The 15,821-nt window shown below is 64.4% G+C and carries 15 protein-coding genes and 1 pseudogene; 2 read left to right on the top strand and 14 right to left on the bottom strand.

From position 1 onward, the window contains the following. Positions 1-11: 11 nt before the first annotated feature. The 13 genes and pseudogenes from EXE63_RS00930 to EXE63_RS00990 all read right to left on the bottom strand — a co-directional run bounded on the left by EXE63_RS00930 (position 12) and on the right by EXE63_RS00990 (position 12,555). Complete coding sequence (locus EXE63_RS00930; RefSeq protein WP_234904105.1) at positions 12-1,379, bottom strand: alpha/beta hydrolase domain-containing protein; 1,368 nt, start codon at positions 1,377-1,379, stop codon at positions 12-14. 84 nt (positions 1,380-1,463) lie between these two features. Further along, positions 1,464-2,825 carry an L-serine ammonia-lyase gene (locus tag EXE63_RS00935; protein WP_168140424.1) on the bottom strand — a complete coding sequence of 454 codons (1,362 nt, stop codon included), beginning with the start codon at positions 2,823-2,825 and terminating at the stop codon, positions 1,464-1,466. Between the two features lie 115 nt (positions 2,826-2,940). Then, a complete protein-coding gene (locus tag EXE63_RS00940; RefSeq protein ID WP_168140425.1) occupies positions 2,941-3,720 on the bottom strand; it encodes a hypothetical protein in 780 nt (259 codons plus the stop codon). Between the two features lie 2 nt (positions 3,721-3,722). Then, positions 3,723-4,748, bottom strand: coding sequence for a hypothetical protein (locus EXE63_RS00945; protein WP_168140426.1), 1,026 nt, complete (start codon positions 4,746-4,748; stop codon positions 3,723-3,725). Between the two features lie 248 nt (positions 4,749-4,996). Continuing rightward, on the bottom strand, positions 4,997-6,202 hold the full coding sequence (locus tag EXE63_RS00950) for an IS4 family transposase (protein ID WP_168140427.1): 1,206 nt from the start codon (positions 6,200-6,202) through the stop codon (positions 4,997-4,999). A gap of 26 nt (positions 6,203-6,228) precedes the next feature. Then, on the bottom strand, positions 6,229-6,474 hold the full coding sequence (locus tag EXE63_RS00955) for a hypothetical protein (protein WP_168140428.1): 246 nt from the start codon (positions 6,472-6,474) through the stop codon (positions 6,229-6,231). A gap of 90 nt (positions 6,475-6,564) precedes the next feature. Beyond that, positions 6,565-6,849 carry a type VII secretion target gene (locus EXE63_RS00960; protein WP_168140429.1) on the bottom strand — a complete coding sequence of 95 codons (285 nt, stop codon included), beginning with the start codon at positions 6,847-6,849 and terminating at the stop codon, positions 6,565-6,567. A 114-nt stretch (positions 6,850-6,963) separates the two neighbouring features. Further along, the gene (locus EXE63_RS00965; protein ID WP_168140430.1) at positions 6,964-8,466 is read right to left on the bottom strand and encodes a SulP family inorganic anion transporter; all 1,503 of its coding nucleotides are present in this window, start codon (positions 8,464-8,466) and stop codon (positions 6,964-6,966) included. Between the two features lie 22 nt (positions 8,467-8,488). Next, the gene (locus EXE63_RS00970) at positions 8,489-8,698 is read right to left on the bottom strand and encodes a hypothetical protein (RefSeq protein ID WP_234904106.1); all 210 of its coding nucleotides are present in this window, start codon (positions 8,696-8,698) and stop codon (positions 8,489-8,491) included. A 136-nt stretch (positions 8,699-8,834) separates the two neighbouring features. Next, a complete protein-coding gene (locus tag EXE63_RS00975) occupies positions 8,835-9,920 on the bottom strand; it encodes a metallophosphoesterase family protein (RefSeq protein WP_168140431.1) in 1,086 nt (361 codons plus the stop codon). Beyond that, on the bottom strand, positions 9,917-10,921 hold the full coding sequence (locus tag EXE63_RS00980) for an ABC transporter substrate-binding protein (protein WP_168140432.1): 1,005 nt from the start codon (positions 10,919-10,921) through the stop codon (positions 9,917-9,919). Before EXE63_RS00980 ends, EXE63_RS00975 begins: the two co-directional genes overlap by 4 nt. Positions 10,922-10,957: 36 nt before the next feature. Continuing rightward, positions 10,958-11,761 carry an ABC transporter permease gene (locus EXE63_RS00985; protein ID WP_168140433.1) on the bottom strand — a complete coding sequence of 268 codons (804 nt, stop codon included), beginning with the start codon at positions 11,759-11,761 and terminating at the stop codon, positions 10,958-10,960. A 36-nt stretch (positions 11,762-11,797) separates the two neighbouring features. Next, positions 11,798-12,555: pseudogene (locus EXE63_RS00990) on the bottom strand (ABC transporter ATP-binding protein). A 606-nt stretch (positions 12,556-13,161) separates the two neighbouring features. Between EXE63_RS00990 and EXE63_RS00995 the strand changes: the two are divergent. After that, positions 13,162-13,551 (top strand): YidH family protein, encoded by a 390-nt coding sequence (locus tag EXE63_RS00995; RefSeq protein ID WP_168140434.1) that lies wholly within the window; start codon positions 13,162-13,164, stop codon positions 13,549-13,551. After that, positions 13,548-13,889 (top strand): DUF202 domain-containing protein, encoded by a 342-nt coding sequence (locus EXE63_RS01000; protein ID WP_168140435.1) that lies wholly within the window; start codon positions 13,548-13,550, stop codon positions 13,887-13,889. The genes EXE63_RS00995 and EXE63_RS01000 overlap by 4 nt, the downstream gene beginning before the upstream one ends. 3 nt (positions 13,890-13,892) lie before the next feature. Here the strand turns inward: EXE63_RS01000 and gyrB are convergent, their stop codons facing one another. Further along, entirely contained in the window at positions 13,893-15,815 is a 1,923-nt protein-coding gene (gyrB, locus tag EXE63_RS01005) for a DNA topoisomerase (ATP-hydrolyzing) subunit B (protein WP_168140436.1), read from the bottom strand. Between the last annotated feature and the right edge of the window lie 6 nt (positions 15,816-15,821).

The raw sequence follows: 15,821 nt of genomic DNA on the forward strand, positions 1-15,821 counted from the left end.
GGACTGCACCATTAGGGCGCCGGGAACGTCGCGGCGGCCAGCGCGAGGATCTCCTCGCGGTCGGCGGCGAGCAGGAAGCCAGCCTCGATCGTGGCATCCAGTGATGTGGTGAACCGGTCGAGGTACTCGGCGGCGCCGCCCGGGTACAGCCGCGCGAGGGTCTCGGCGTCGAAGACGGACCCGGAGCCGAACAGCATCGCCATCAACGGCTCGGCGCTGCCGATACCCGACGTCCGCGCGATCGGCACGTCCACCCATGGCGTGCGCACGCCACCTGTCGCGAGCCCGTTCGCGTCGAGCACCAGCTGCGTCGGCTCGTCGTCGGTGAGGTCCATCCGCGCCGCGGTCGGCGGCACCGCGCCCGTGCGGACCCATGCGACCAGGTGAGCCAGCGCAGCCTGCAGCACGTAGTGGTGTTGCGGGCCGAAGTTGATGCAGTGCGGCAGTTCCTGACCCATCAGGTTGGTGGTTGGCGCGTAACCTGCGACGAGGTCGGCCAGCGGTGCCGAGCCGGAGTCGATGAATCCCACCTTGATCGTGTAGTTGTCGGCGTGCGCGGTGCCCGCGATCTCCCAGGCGCGCAGCCGGTCCCCGTCGGGCCGGCGGGCCAGGTGATAGCCCGCGCGCACGCCGCCGACGAGGTCGGTCTCGGTGATCACCGTCATGACCGGCGCGCGCAGGTCCGCGCTGAACGGCACCGGCTCCGGTTCGCCGGCGTCTTCGAAGATCGACGAGCCGTCCAGCGGCGCGGCAGGCCCGAACCGCGAGTGCACCAGAAATCCGTCGTACACCTCGGCCAACGGATCGACGACGTTGACGTAGGTGGTCAGAAACAGGGCCGACTGTGATTCACCGACCGCCACAACGGTTTCCGGACGGGCGTTCAGGAGTTCGTCCGCGCGGTCTCTGAACAGCCGGCCGATCTGGGAGTAGATGTCGTAGGCGTAGGCGTCGCCGGGGTGGTTCAGCGCCCCGTAGCGCGCGGCGTCCTGCGTCTTGAGCGACATGTCCATGCCCATACTCGCGCCGCCCTCGATGCCGACGCGTTGCGCCGACACCGCGACATAGGCGTGGCCGGCCCGGACGATCTCGCGATGCGCCATGAACCACACTGCGGGAGCGTCGATCCCGCCGCTGACGTTGAGCCACTCAACGATGACCGTCCCGCTGAACCGGGCTGGATCGGTCGGCGTCAGGACCACGATGCGGGTTGTGTAGGCCGCGGTGCCCGGCTGGGGGACGTAGCTGGTCGCCGTTCCGGAGACGAAGAACTCCACCGCGTCGTAGCCGATCGTCGACACGTCATACGCGCCGAGTAGCAGGTTCGGCGTGCCCGGCACGCGCTCGATCGTCGTGTCGCTCACTGCATCGTTGGTCACGGCCCCACCGTACGTGGCGGGCTCCGGCGGTCAGCGAGATTGTCGCTCAGAGGTGGGCACTTGCAACATCACTCCGGGGACCTCTCAGCACTCCGGGACATTGACCGCCAGCCCACCGAGCGAGGTCTCCTTGTACTTGGTGAGCATGTCCATCCCCGTCTGGCGCATCGTTTCGATCGCCTGGTCGAGGGACACCCGGTGGATGCCATCGCCGTGCAATGCCATCTTGGCGGCGTTGACGGCCTTCACCGCGGCGATGGCGTTGCGTTCGATGCAGGGAATCTGCACGAGACCGCCAACCGGGTCGCACGTGAGCCCCAGGTTGTGTTCGATGCCGATCTCGGCGGCGTTCTCCACCTGACGCGGTGTTCCACCGAGCAGTTCGGCCAGGCCAGCTGCGGCCATCGAGCACGCCGATCCGACCTCGCCCTGGCAGCCCATCTCGGCACCGGAGATCGAGGCGCGTTCCTTGTAGAGCACCGCAATTGCCGCCGCGGTCAGTAGGTACCGAATGATCGCCTCGTCGCGCCGTTCCGGGACATCGAGTCCGGGCAGATAGCGCACCGCCCAGAACATCACGGAGGGAACGATTCCCGCGGCCCCATTGGTGGGTGCGGTGACCACCCGCCCGCCGGCGGCGTTCTCCTCGTTGACGGCCATCGCCGCGACGTTCAGCCAGTCCATCGAGTCGGCGTGCGCAAAGCCGCCGCCTCCGCGCGTCAACTCCCGATACAGGCCCGGCGCCCGCCGGCGCACCGCGAGCCCGCCCGGCAACACACCCTCCGCGTGCAGGCCTGCCTCGACGCAGTCGGCCATCGCCGTCCAGATCCGCAGCAGACCGGATCGCACCTCCGACGCGGGACACAGCGCGCGCTCGTTGCGGCACATGATCTCCCACATTGGCGCGTCGTACTGGTCGCACAGTCGCAGCAGTTCGTCGCCGGTGCTGAATGGCATCGGAACCGCTGCGGGTGCGGCCTCGGCGTGGCCGTCGCGCACGATGAATCCGCCGCCGACCGAGTAGTACATCGCGACGTGGTGGCCGCCGTCGTCGAAGTCGACGGCGAACCGCATGGCGTTGGTGTGCCGGTGCTTGATCTCGGCGGGCTGCATGGCAATGTCCGCGGTGGTGAACGGGACCGGGTGCACGCCGCCCAGCAGCAACGGATCACCGCCGTCGATCGCGGCTACGCGTTCATGGCCGGCGCGCGGGTCGACATCCTCGGGCGTCTTGCCTTCCAGGCCGAGCAGGATGGCGCCGGGCGTGCCGTGTCCGCGGCCGGTGGCGGCCAGCGACCCGTACAGGTCGACCCGCACAGCGACGACGGACGAGACCCGTTCACCCAGTTCGGCGATGAATCCCCTCGCGGCACGCATCGGTCCGACGGTGTGGGAGCTGGAGGGGCCCACACCGATCGAGAAGATGTCGAACACGCTGACTGCCACGCGGATTCGCTACCGTATCGCCATCGCCAGGAACCTCCGCACCGGCTCGAGACCAGTCGTCGAGCCCAAGGCCGATGCTACGCGTTCGCCGGGATGGTCGTCGCTGACGGTGCGATCAGGAGTTCGATGCGTTCGTCTCATCGATGTCGAACCGTCCGGCCTTCAGCCGCTCCAGCGCCCGCCCGTCGACGAGTTCGGCACGGTCGTCTGGATTGAGCCAGTAATGGCGGATCATCCAGTACAGCGGCGCTCCGCCTGCCACGTAAAGGTCGAGACCCTCAACGACAAGGTCGTTGCCGTCACGCTGCCGTAGCACCACCGGCTTACGCGTCTTCATTCGCTCGACATGGTCGACAACCGCGTCGACGTCCTCCCACACGGCGAACCGTGTGAGTTCAACATCGGCGTACTCGACTTGATAGGGGGTCAGTTTGATATAGCCCGCTCCGCGGCCACGAAATATTTTGACCAAGCCTGGGATCAAAACCAGCAGTGCGCACACCATCACAATCGGCAAGAAGATCTGCATGCCCCGTGACATCGGAAGGTCGATTTCACCTCGGGGCACGAAGATCACGATCAGCACCGCACTGGGGATGGCTAGGATGCCGCCGATGAGCAGCAGAACCCCCATCCAGATGTCCGGCCGCAACTTGGTGCCCGTCGTGTCAACACTTGCGCGCAGTGACGTTGGCCAGATCGAAACCCGCATGAGCGCAACCACGCCGAGCAACAAGGGCGCAATCCACCCGGCGACGACCGCAGTGGTCAGGTAGTTGCCCCGCATCGTTGCCTCGGCACCTCGGAAAACCAGCCATCCGCCAATGACGACCAACGCCACCGCCGCCCAACCCCATTTGCGCTGACCGCTTTGCCAACCGGACGGCTCCGGCACGCTTAGGACGGACACACGAACTCCCCCACAAACTTGCCCAGTTCTGCCCCACCTGTCGCTCCGACCGCCCCGAAGAAGAGTGCGCCGATAGGCACTGTCACCGGGGCGAACGGGCCTCCGAGCGCGCCCAGCATGGCGCCACCTTCCGCGCCGCCCCAACCGCCGCCACCACTGGCGGCGCCGGCCAGGAAAGCAATACAGCGAGCCTTATCGGAGTCAGCCATCGCCATGTCGAACACCGTGGTCGCAAATGCAAGCCCCGGACCGCCGAACTTGGCTGCCTTGCCGATGTCGTCGACGGCGGATGGCGTGATCATTGGCAAACTGCCTCCATTCACGATGTGCTTCTCCAGGCCGGAGAGGCCAACGCCGGACACCAATGAGATGTTATCGATCAACTCGACCGGGATTGGCGGATGCCCACCCTCCGCGGTGGTGAAACCGACTGTCCGATGACCGGACGGATCCATCGAGGCGGTGAGCTGGGATCCATTTGGGTAGGCGACAGTGAAGTAGTCGTAGTTGGTGCGGAGGTCGTGCCACGAACTGGATCTCGAGACCTCATTGCCATCCTTGTCGAACTGTTCGATCGTGATGAAGTTCTGCCTGTCGGGCCAGTCGAATGGATCACGCTTGCTGACGACCTGCCGGCTGCCGTCTTGCATGTACACGGTCGTCACTTCGTCGCCGTAGGAGTTCTCTGACTCGACGACCTCGCGGATCGCCATCATCATGTCTCCGTTGCGAATCGCCTCCTGCGCAACCACACCAACCGGGTTCCGGGGATCCGGAACCTCATCGCCGGGACGCTGCGCGACAGGGACGATCATCGATCCCAGATCCGTTGGCGGACCGGCTTCGACGAAGCCGAACTCGCCTCCCGCCGCGACCACAGCGTTCGCGGCCGCGTTATCGGCGTCACCGACGGCCGTCAGCATGCGGTTGATCGACTCCTGCTCTGAGCGCGCCAGCTTCTCCAGTTGAGCCATATCCTCGGCCGACATCCTGACTGGGTCGATCAGGACCACCCACTGGTCGGTGACATTGAGCGGGCCCGCATCTAGCCGCAATACCGTTCAGTTAACAGTTTCGGATTCTGATGCTGGGTGGATGTTCGGGTTGAGGCCAGTGTTGGTGGGCCGTTCTTTTGACGTGCCATTTTGGCATTTTGCGTTTGATCACTCGGGGTGCTGATCGGTGGCGTCGTGGCGGGTTGAGCCGGGCCAGGAGTCGATGCAGGAAGGCCCGCCAGTGTTGGTCGGCTGATCGTCGCTGGTTAGGGGGAAAAAGCACCCTGCTGGGCGACGGATTGGCGTGCGATGCGTAGCGCGGCGGTGAAGCTGAGCCGATCGGGGTCTCGGCCGGCGTGATCGGCGGCTTGGCTCATCAGGGATCGAATCGCGTAGTGGCAGCACAGGTATCCCCAGATTTCCTGAAGTACCAGGTCGGGCGATTTCGATCTCAGCACCACTTTGGAGCCGCGTTGGTGGGTTTTGAGTTCATCAACGACGCTTTCGATCTCCCAGCGCTGGGCGTATGCGGTTGCCAGCTCGACCGCAGGCGCTTCCACTGGGTCGAGCAGAGTGGTCACCAGTCGGTAGGCGGTGGGGTTCTCGCGGCCGTCATCGAGGGTGTAGTCGATGATCCGAGCCAGCATCGGCTCGCCGTGTCGATCCTTACTGGCCCGCAGATGCGCCAGCCACGACCCGTCGGGCAGGTCCTCCACATGTGACGGTGTCGGCCCGTTGGCCCCGGTACTCACTCGCCACAACAGGTCAGCGCCGGTATCAGAAGCGTTACGCCACAACAGATATGAGAAGAATCCGCGGTCGGCCAGCAACAACATCCCGGGTGCGAGCGCAGGCAGGAGATCCCCGATCAACACCTTCTCAGAGTCCCGGCAAGCCCCCACCACGGCAGCGAAGATCGCGTGCGTGCCACACTCGGCGACCGCCAGCAGCCGGGCCTGCGGAAACGCCGATTTCTCGCCCTTATTGACCCCGGGCCGGCCGAAGAACTCTTCGTTGACCGGGGTGTCCGCCACGTCCAAGCAGGTCCCATCAATGGCCACCAACCGCCGCCCGGCCGCCCATGTCCCCGGCGTGTCCTGACCACCCAACGGCCGAGCAACCCGCGCGAATAGGTCCGCCAACGGCGCCGACCCCAGCCGCTCCCGCGCCTGAAAGATCGCCGACTTACCCGGCAACCGATACTCTTCACGCCACCCCGAAGCCCACGCCAAACCATCCGTGAGCTGTGATAACACGTCTTCATAGGAACCGTCTGAATACAGGCCCATCCCGATCGCGAAGTAGGCCATCACCCGCGCCGGCAGCGCACGATGACGCACCTGTGTGCGCCCTGCCGCCTCAATCACCTCGTCCACCAACGCCGGCGGGAACACCCGCGTCAGCACACCCACCGACACCAGATCCGACAACCGACGATCCGACTCCGGCTTGCGCCAACCCGCACGAGGCATAACCTACAAACTACACCGTTGTAGTCTTAACTGAACGGTATTGCATCTAGCCGGTCGGCCGCGTTGAGCAACGCACTTCGCGCGGGTCCGATCGTGTCGGCACCGGTGCGCAACGCTGACGCGACACCATTCGCGTACGCCAAGAAAGTCAAGGCCTGACGGCTCGCCCGTCCGAACATCGCCGACGCCGCCTCGTGCGCGCGCCCCGACCATGCCTTGACCTCGGGCATGCGCAGACACTCGTCATCGATGCCCGTCACCGCATCCGACACCGACCGCGCCTTGGACGTGATCGACTCTGCGGACGTCGTCAGGGAGTCAGGGTTCCACCCCCTCAGGGTGGGACGTGACGGCAGCATCGGTCAGAACAACCCGTCCAGGGTGCCCGCCAGCGCGTCGTCGGTCACCTCGTACGCGTCGCCGGCTCCACGCACGGCCTGTCCGAGCTTGGTCACGTTCTGCGCGAGTTGGTCAGCCACGGTGGAGAAGTGCTCACCGACGGCGCGCACCGCCCACTGTGTCGTGGAGCCGGGCAGTCCCTCGGCGGCTTTGGATGTGGTCCCACCGACATCGGCCGCGGTGATCACCCCGGCGGCGCTGTCGACCTGCCCGGCCAACGCTCGGAGTATCTCCGGATCTACCTGCACCTGGCCCCCTCAAGCACTCGCTCACCCCATTCTGCGGTATGCAGAGACTACGGATGTGCACGTTTTTTAGTGCCAGGGTGAAGAAATCCCCGCTCCAGAGCCCGACCTGAAGCGTCACACCCCCAAACGCCCCGACAGCTTCGTGAGTCGCTCGAGGCTGGCCCCGTCGAGTCCGGTGAGTCGCACGGTCTTACCCCGCGCCTGGTACTTCAGCCGGATCGTGTCCAGCGTCGCGACCGACGACGCATCCCAGACATCGGTGCCCGACAAGTCGATCACCACGTCGTCCGGGTCATTGGCGTAGTCGAACTGATGCACCAGATCGTTGCTCGACGCGAAGAACAGCTCACCCCGCACCCGGTACGTCCGGACATCCGACGCTGCATCGCACTCGACGACGGTGAGATGAGCGACGCGGCGGGCGAAGCCGACCATCGCAGCCAGCACACCCAGCGATACGCCCACGGCGAGGTTCCCGGTCGCGACCGTGCCGACGACCGTCACGAGCATCACCGCGGTCTCGCTGCGCGGCATCACCCGCAACGTGCGAGGGGTGACGCTGTGCCAGTCGAACGTCGCCACCGACACCACGATCATCACCGCCACCAGCGCGGCCATCGGGATCATGCCGACGGCGGACCCCAGGGTCACCACCAGCACAAGGATGAACACGCCGGCCAGCAACGTGGACAACCGTGTCCGGGCCCCGGCCACCTTGACGTTCATCATCGTCTGGCCGACCACCGCACAGCCGCCCATACCGCCGAACATCGCGGTGACGATGTTGGCCACACCCTGGCCCCACGCCTCCCGAGTCTTGTTCGACGGCGTCTCGGTGATGTCGTCGACGAGCTTGGCGGTCATCAGTGACTCCAACAGCCCGACCAGCGCCGCGCCGAGCGCATACGGCGCGATGATCTGCAGCGTCTGCAACGTCAACGGCACGGCCGGAAACCCGGGCACGGGAAGCGAATCCGGCAGCGCACCCTGATCACCGACATCCGGCACCTGCCAGCCGAACACCGCGACCGATCCTGTCAGCAGCAGTACGACCACCAGCGGCGCCGGAACGGCCGTCGTCACCTTCGGCAGCAGCACCATCACGACGATGCCGACCACCGTCAGCGGATACACCAGCCACGGCACCCCGAGCAGATGCGGCACCTGCGAGACGAACACCAGGATGGCCAGCGCGTTGACGAATCCGATCATCACGCTGCGCGGGATGAACCGCATGAGCCTCGCGACGCCCACGAACGCCAGCGTCAACTGGAAGAGCCCCGCCAGCACGATCGTCGCGATGAGGTAGCCCACCCCGTGCTCATGCGCCACCGGCGCCACCACCAGGGCCACCGCCGCGGTCGCCGCCGAGATCATCGCCGGCCGCCCGCCGGTCAGCGCGATGGTGATCGCCATCGTGACCGAGGAGAACAACCCGACGCGGGGATCCACCCCGGCGATCACGGAGAACGCGATCGCCTCCGGAATCAGCGCCAGCGCGACCACTAGCCCGGCCAGCACCTCGGTGCGCAGCCGAGCCGGCGACCGAAGCGCCTGCACGACAGACGTTTCGGCGACGACGTGGTGATCCCGCCCGGCGGGAAGGGTGACGCTCACGATGCTCTCCTACTGGTGACGGTCAGGCACTCTGCGTGGGACTGTGGCCGAGGAAGTCGAGGATGCCGCGGCGGCGCCGCTGATACTCCTCGTGGAACTGGGCCTCGCGCGACCGCGGCTGATCGCTGGTGATGATCTCTGCCACCGTCGCCGGCCGGTGGCTGAGCAGCACGACCCTGTCCGCGAGCAACAACGCCTCGTCGACGTCGTGGGTGACGAACAGGATCGTCATCCGCTGGGCCTCCCACACCGACGCAGACCCACAACCGTGCACGCGCGGCGCTCTTGCCCGAACACCGGGCAACAGAGTCGCACAACGACTGGACCACTACGACGGGCTCACCTCACGCGGATCGGCCGCGCAGCACTCACCAACTGAATGGTTTGTTGAGGTTCAGTGTCTTATAGGCCTTTTCGTACCATCCCTGCGGGGCATAGTCGCTTGTGTGCAGATAACACTGGGCCTGCACTTCGGAGCTGCCCGGGGTGAAGGTGAGCAGCCGACTGATCGGTAGCGTTGTGATCGGCATGTGGTGCTTGCTCAGCGACGCAGCGTTCATGAAATAAGTTCCCCCATAGCACTGCTCGATATGAGTCTTCCCGCCATAGGAATCGTCGGGGTTGGTGTGGGTGTGGCCGGCGATCCACAGTGCGACCGACCCGGGATGCGCTTCCAAGTAGCTCTCGAAGGCACCCGAATCCGGCTTGCTATCAACCCAGTACAGGTAGGACGCTCCGTTTGGCGTGCCGCGCTGGAATGGTCGATGATAGTGCTCGTGCAGCGTTCCGTCGTCGTCGATGCGAACGCCTTCCCACTCCCCGGAGGCAACCGTCGTGCCTTTGAGGACGTAGTGATGGACGGTCACTATGATCGATTCGGGATTTTCTTCGACATTGCGCTTCCACCATTCGAACGTGCTCCCCGACACCACGCCGCCGGGGTTTCCACCCAGTTCACCACGGCCAGCTGCCTGGGTGGGCTCGTTGATGTCACTCATCATCAGAAACAGGATGTTGCCCACCCGGAACGAGTACCTCTCCCAGGTGCCTTGGACGGGATAGGTTCTTGCCGCAGGGTCGACGCCCGAGTCCTCGGTGTGCCGACCCAGCGGATCGATCCATTTCTGCCACCACCAGCCCGCCGGTTCCGTCAATCCGCTGCGGTCGTGGTTGCCTGACACGCTGTAAACGTCCTCGCGGCGGTGTTTGCGCATAGCCGAGAACTGCCGGCGAATCTCAGCGCCTTCTGCGTCGGACGGCAGGCCCAGGTGCGTGCCTGACATATCGCCGGCGTCGATGGCTATGTCCCAGTCGAACGGTTGACCGCCTTCTGCTCCACCGTATTCCGATTGCCGGATGGCGTCTGCCAAGCTTTCTCGTCCGTATTCGATGTCGGTGCCGACGTGCGCGTCGCCGAACGCCCATAGCTTGAACTCGCGTTCCAGTTCCTTCATGATGTGCTGATTACCTCGCTGTCTGATGAAGGCGTGGTTTTGATCACGCCGATTGCTTGCATTGCTTCAGCCATTGCTTGGACACCCGTGACGCCGGATGTGAATGTGACCGAGGGCTCGTGTAGTTGAGCTGAGATCGTAGAAGCGTCCTCTCCGAATTCGGCGGCGAGGATGGCAGCCGACTCATCTGGGTCGGATGTGATGAAATCAGCGGCTCGGCTGATGCCGGTCCGCAGCGCCTCGATAACATCAGGGTTGTCCTCGATGTAGGGCTGTCGCACTGCCACCGCACCGAAGATCGGACGATCAGGCCCCCCGAAGATGTCGTGGCTGCCCAAGATTCTGCGCGCACCTGCGTCCCGATCCTTGAACTGGTACGGCGGGTTGGTGAACTGTGCTGCCACGCGGCCGGTGAGCAAGGACTGCGTGCCCGTGTCGTGCGGCATGTATACCTCGTTCACCTTCAATGCGTCTGCGTTACCAAGTTGCTGCTTGGCTGCAATCCGCAAGAGAATCGCCTGGTTGTTGTCAGCCGACAGAACGGCGATCTTGTCGGAGGGGGTGAAGTCGGCCAATGAGTCGATGCGGGGATCTTTTGCCATCAGCCACTGGTCGATGTCAGACAACGCACTGACGATCTTCCAGTCCAGCCCCTTGTCCCATCCGACCAGGAATGGCGACAGCGCCAAGGCGCCCACCTGGATGTCGCCTGAAATCATTCCTGATCTGATCAGCGCTCCAGAATTGACAGTCTGATACGACACATCCCAATTGGGCAGGGATTCCTGCAACCAGCCCTTACTCTTCAGGACCATCAGTGGCGCGTAGCCGAAGTTCGGCTGATAAGCGATCTTCAGCGTCGTTTGGCTTCCACCGCCGGCGCCACCCGCGTCCTGATTGCCGCACGCCGCTGCGGTCAACGCAACGCCCGTCGTAGCAGCCAGCACTCCGAACCGTCTGCGAGATATCGCGCGAAATGGCTTAGAACCGTTGATTTCCAACGAATTACCTCTTCCTAGTGTCCGAATGTGTGACTGTCAGGCTGGCGACGACATACCCCAGCGGACTAACGTTCGACGTTCGAGCATCTTGAACAGCGCCTCAATGAGCACGCCCGCAATTGCGATCGTCACTAGGCCTGCGAAGACCTCGTCGACTCGCATGAACATGCTGGCGTTGTTGATGTAGAAGCCGAGGCCACCGCCTTGTCCTGATGCTCCGAACACCAGTTCTGCGCCGATCAACGTGCGCCATGCGAACGCCCATCCGGTCTTCAATCCAGTGAAGGCGTACGGCAGAGCCGCCGGCAGCAAGATGTCACCGGCAAGTCGAAACCTGTTCAGGCCCAGCGTTCTACCAACCATAACTACGGTTGGGTTGACTGAGCGGAAGCCGGCACTGATGTTCAGCGCCACCGGCCACACCACTGAGTTGGCGATGACGATGGTCAGCGCCAACGGCCCGATTCCAAACCACAGGATCGCCAGCGGCAGGATCGCGATAGCCGGTAGTGGAGTGAGCGTTGAGGTGGCCAACGACAGTGCGTACCCGCACCACTTGCTCCACGTGGCCAGGACGGTCAAGATTATCGCGGCCCCAACGCCGACCACCAGACCGATGGTCAGATAACGGAACGTCCCGAACGTCGCGTCCATGAGCGAGCCGGTCCGCCACCCGTTCCACATCGCTTCGAATACCTGCACCGGGCTCGCAAAGACGAGGCTGTCCACTCCACCCACGGTGGCGTAAATCTGCCACAGCAGAACGAACGCGCAAATCAGCGTGAACTTGGCGCCGAGTGTCCGCGCGCCGACCGACTGCATGCCGAGTTTCGCCTGCACACGCTCGGTGTTTCTGGTCGATAACACAGTTCTCCCCTAGCCCGTCAACAGTTCTCGCAGATGGCGCTCGGCAGTTGCGAAGCCGGGGCCATCGAGGTCACGCGTCGATACGTCGATGATTTCCTGCACACGCGACGGCGAATTGCCCAGGATGATGATGCGATCCCCCAGCCGTAGCGCCTCGTCGATGCTGTGGGTCACGAACAACAGCGTGGATTTGGTTTGGTCCATGACCCGACGCAGTTCGCCCTGCAGACGCTGTCGGGTGAGCGCGTCGAGGGCGGCGAAGGGTTCGTCCATCAACAGGATTGCCGGTTCAATCGCCAATGCTCGTGCGATGGCCACGCGCTGTTTCATACCGCCGGACAGCTGATGCGGGTAAAGGCTTGCCGCGTTGCTGAGCCCCATAAGGTCCAGATAGCGCTCCGCGGTCTCGGAGGCCACCGCTTTGGACCGACCCACGGCACGCACCGCATAGCGGATGTTGTCGACGGCTGTCTTCCACGGAAACAGTTGATCGAGTTCCTGGAAAACTACCCCGCGGTCGGGTCCCGGGGCCGGCGCGCTCACTCCACGAACCCTGACCTCACCAGACATGGGGTGATGAAGCCGGCGATGGTCTTGAGCAACGTCGATTTTCCGCAGCCGGACGCACCGATCAACATCACGCGTTCCTGTGGGTGGATCTCGAAGCTCACATCCTCGATCGCGATCCGGGTGGTGCCGTCCACCTGGTATCCGACCTTCAGCCGGTTGGCGACGAGAATGGCTTGCGTACGGTTGAAGTCACTCATGGCCGCAATCTCTCGGGTAGTACGGCAGGGCGAGTATCATCAATTCTCCTCGACTAGGTGGATCGCATGGCGGCCGCATCCAACGGGCCTATATCAACTGCTGAACACAGTTCTGATGCTTGACGGCTTCTGTTACCCCGCTGTCTCTGAAGGTTTCACGTCCGTTACGCCACGGTTGGCATTGGAATCTGCCAGCTGAGGAGCAGCGTGCTGGCCACGTCCTCCGGGTCCTGCCATGCCTCGCCGTGTCTGTGACGTGCGGATGACACCCCCACCAAGGGCTAGGCGGGCACAGCCATCTGTTGACATGCGGAACGCCTCATGCGGGCGCATTCTCGAGCGCAGCCCTTGATGATGATCGATCCGCATCGGCTTCGGTGTCCACGGGAATCACATTCGGCGGCTTCTGCTAACTGGCCACGACTGAACGTTGGACCACGGCTATACCGCCAGTGCACCTCGGACAACCAGTGTCAGGACGCTCGGCATTCGGCATTCGGGAACCTCGACCGGGCGAACCTGGACAACCAAACTCCTAGGTGAAGCTTCAGTTACGCCACCCGCACTGCACTAGCGGTCTTCCACCATCCCCCGGAGACTGTGCCGATGAGTGCCAACACCACCGAACCTGTTGATCAGAACGAGAATTCGTCACTGCTCGAGCCCGATTACCGGTTCACGCTTGCCAACGAGAGAACGTTCCTAGCGTGGCAACGCACTGCGCTGGCCCTGCTGGCGGCAGCGGTGGTCGTCGTCCAGTTCCTGCAGGAACTGGCCGTACCGGGCCTACGGCCTGCGCTGGGTGCGGCGCTCGGCGCACTTGCGATGCTGTCGTCGGGTGCCGGACTTCATCGGTGGCACCAAGTCGACCAGGCGATGCGGCGCGACCTGCCGCTCCCGCGTCCGTCGACACCGACGTATCTCACCGCTGGTTTGCTCATCATCGGGCTGGTAACCGTGGCTTTTGCGGTGGCGGCGAACACTGACGGCCGATGACTCGTCAGGCGCTGGCCGAGGATCGCGGTTTGCAGCCCGAACGTACGTTACTGGCATGGACCCGTACGTCGTTGGCAATCCTCATCACCGGCGGACTGCTGCTGATTAAAGATCATCACCTTGCAGAGTTGGCCGGGCGTCCGGAACAAGTAGCGGTTGGGGCCTTCGGCGCTGCGGCGGCTGTGGCCGTCTGTGTAATCGGTGTGCACCGCCGTCGTGTACTCACCGTTCGTCCGGTGGCGGTGGGTGCCCCAAGACGCGAAGTCCTCTTCACAGGGATGGCGGTTCTGACGTTGATGACCTTGGTGCTCGTCTACCTACTGCTGCGACTACTCTGAGGCTCAGATATCGAGGAAGCGAATGTCCTTGGCGTTGCGGGTGATAAAGCTACGCCGGGCCTCAACGTCGTCGCCCATCAGCACCGAGAACAGCTCGTCGGCGGCAGCGGCATCATCGAGGGTGACCTGGCGCAGCACCCGCACCGACGGATCCATCGTGGTCTCCCACAGCTCCTTGGCGTCCATCTCGCCGAGTCCCTTGTAGCGCTGGATGCCGTCGTCCTTGTTGATCCGCTTGCCTTCCATCCGCCCCGCCTCGAGCAGCCCGTCCCGCTCGCGGTCGGAGTAGGCGAACTCCGGTGCGCTGCGCTGCCACTTCAGCTTGTACAGCGGCGGCTGCGCCAGGAAGATGTGGCCATTCTCGATGAGCGGCTTCATGAACCGGAACAGCAGCGTGAGCAGCAGCGTGGAGATGTGCTGACCGTCGACGTCGGCATCGGCCATTAGCACGATCTTGTGGTAGCGCAGTCTTGCGATGTCGAACTCGTCGTGGATGCCGGTGCCCAGCGCGGTGATGATGGCCTGGACCTCAGTGTTCTTCAGCACGCGGTCGATGCGCGCCTTCTCGACATTGATGATCTTGCCGCGCAACGGCAGGATCGCCTGGAACATCGAGTCGCGTCCGCTCTTGGCCGAGCCACCGGCCGAGTCCCCCTCCACCACGTACAGTTCCGACCTCGCCGGATCGGTGGACCGACAGTCGGCGAGCTTGCCGGGCAGGCCGCCGAGGTTGGTGGCGCTCTTGCGTCGCACCAGCTCTCGCGCCCTACGCGCGGCGAGCCGCGCGTGCGCCGATGACGTGACCTTGGTGATCACGACCTTCGCCTCCGCCGGGTTGGCCTCCAACCAGTGCGTCAGCCGGTCGTGACAGATTCTCTGCACGAACGACCGCACGTCGGCGTTGCCCAGTCGTGTCTTGGTCTGGCCCTCGAACTGTGGTTCGGCCACCCGCACCGCGACGACCGCCGCCAGACCCTCGCGGATGTCCTCGCCGGTGAGGTTCGGGTCCTTGTCCTTGAGGAGCTTCTTGTCCTTGGCGTACTTGTTGATCACCGTGGTCAGGGCGGCGCGGAACCCCTCCTCGTGGGTGCCGCCCTCGTGGGTGTTGATGGTGTTGGCGAACGTGTGCACGGACTCCGTGTAGCCGGCGTTCCACTGCATCGCCACCTCGACCTCGAATCCGGGTGTGGCACCGCAGAATCTGACGACGGTCGGCTGGATCGGCTCCCTGGTGCGGTTGATATGCGAGACGAAGTCGACCAGGCCGCCGGGATAGCGGAAGGTGCGCCGCTCCGGCTCCCCCGTGCGTTGGTCGTCGAGGGTGAGTGTGAGGTCGCGGTTGAGGAACGCCATCTCCCGCAGTCGGCGTGCGACCGTCTCGAGGCTGTAGGTGGTGGTCTCGAAGATCTCGGGGTCGGCCCAGAATCGCACTGTCGTTCCGGTCCCGGCGGTCGATGCGCCCTTGACCAGGGTGCCCGGCACGGACCGGTCATAGGTTTGCGACCAGCGGTGTCCGTCCCGACAGATGTCGACCTCAAGACGGGTGGACAGCGCGTTGACGACCGACACCCCGACGCCGTGCAGCCCGCCGGAGACGCTGTAGGAGTCCGAGTCGAACTTGCCGCCGGCGTGCAGCTGCGTCATCACGACGTCGATGGTGGGGACCCCGGTGGCGTGCTCGGCCACCGGGATCCCGCGTCCGTCGTCGACCACCTCGACGCCGCCGTCGGCCAGCAATGTCACGTCAACCCGGCTGGCGTACCCCGCCATCGCCTCGTCGACGCCGTTGTCGACCACCTCCCAGATCATGTGATGCAGGCCGCGCTCCCCCGTCGACCCGATGTACATGCCGGGGCGTTTGCGGACGACGTCCAGCCCCTCCAGGATCGTGATCGACTCGGCGCCATAGCGGTTCGACGTGGTCATCTGCTG

Origin of the sequence: Mycolicibacterium frederiksbergense, from assembly GCF_012223425.1 — a bacterium.
GTDB lineage: Bacteria > Actinomycetota > Actinomycetes > Mycobacteriales > Mycobacteriaceae > Mycobacterium > Mycobacterium frederiksbergense.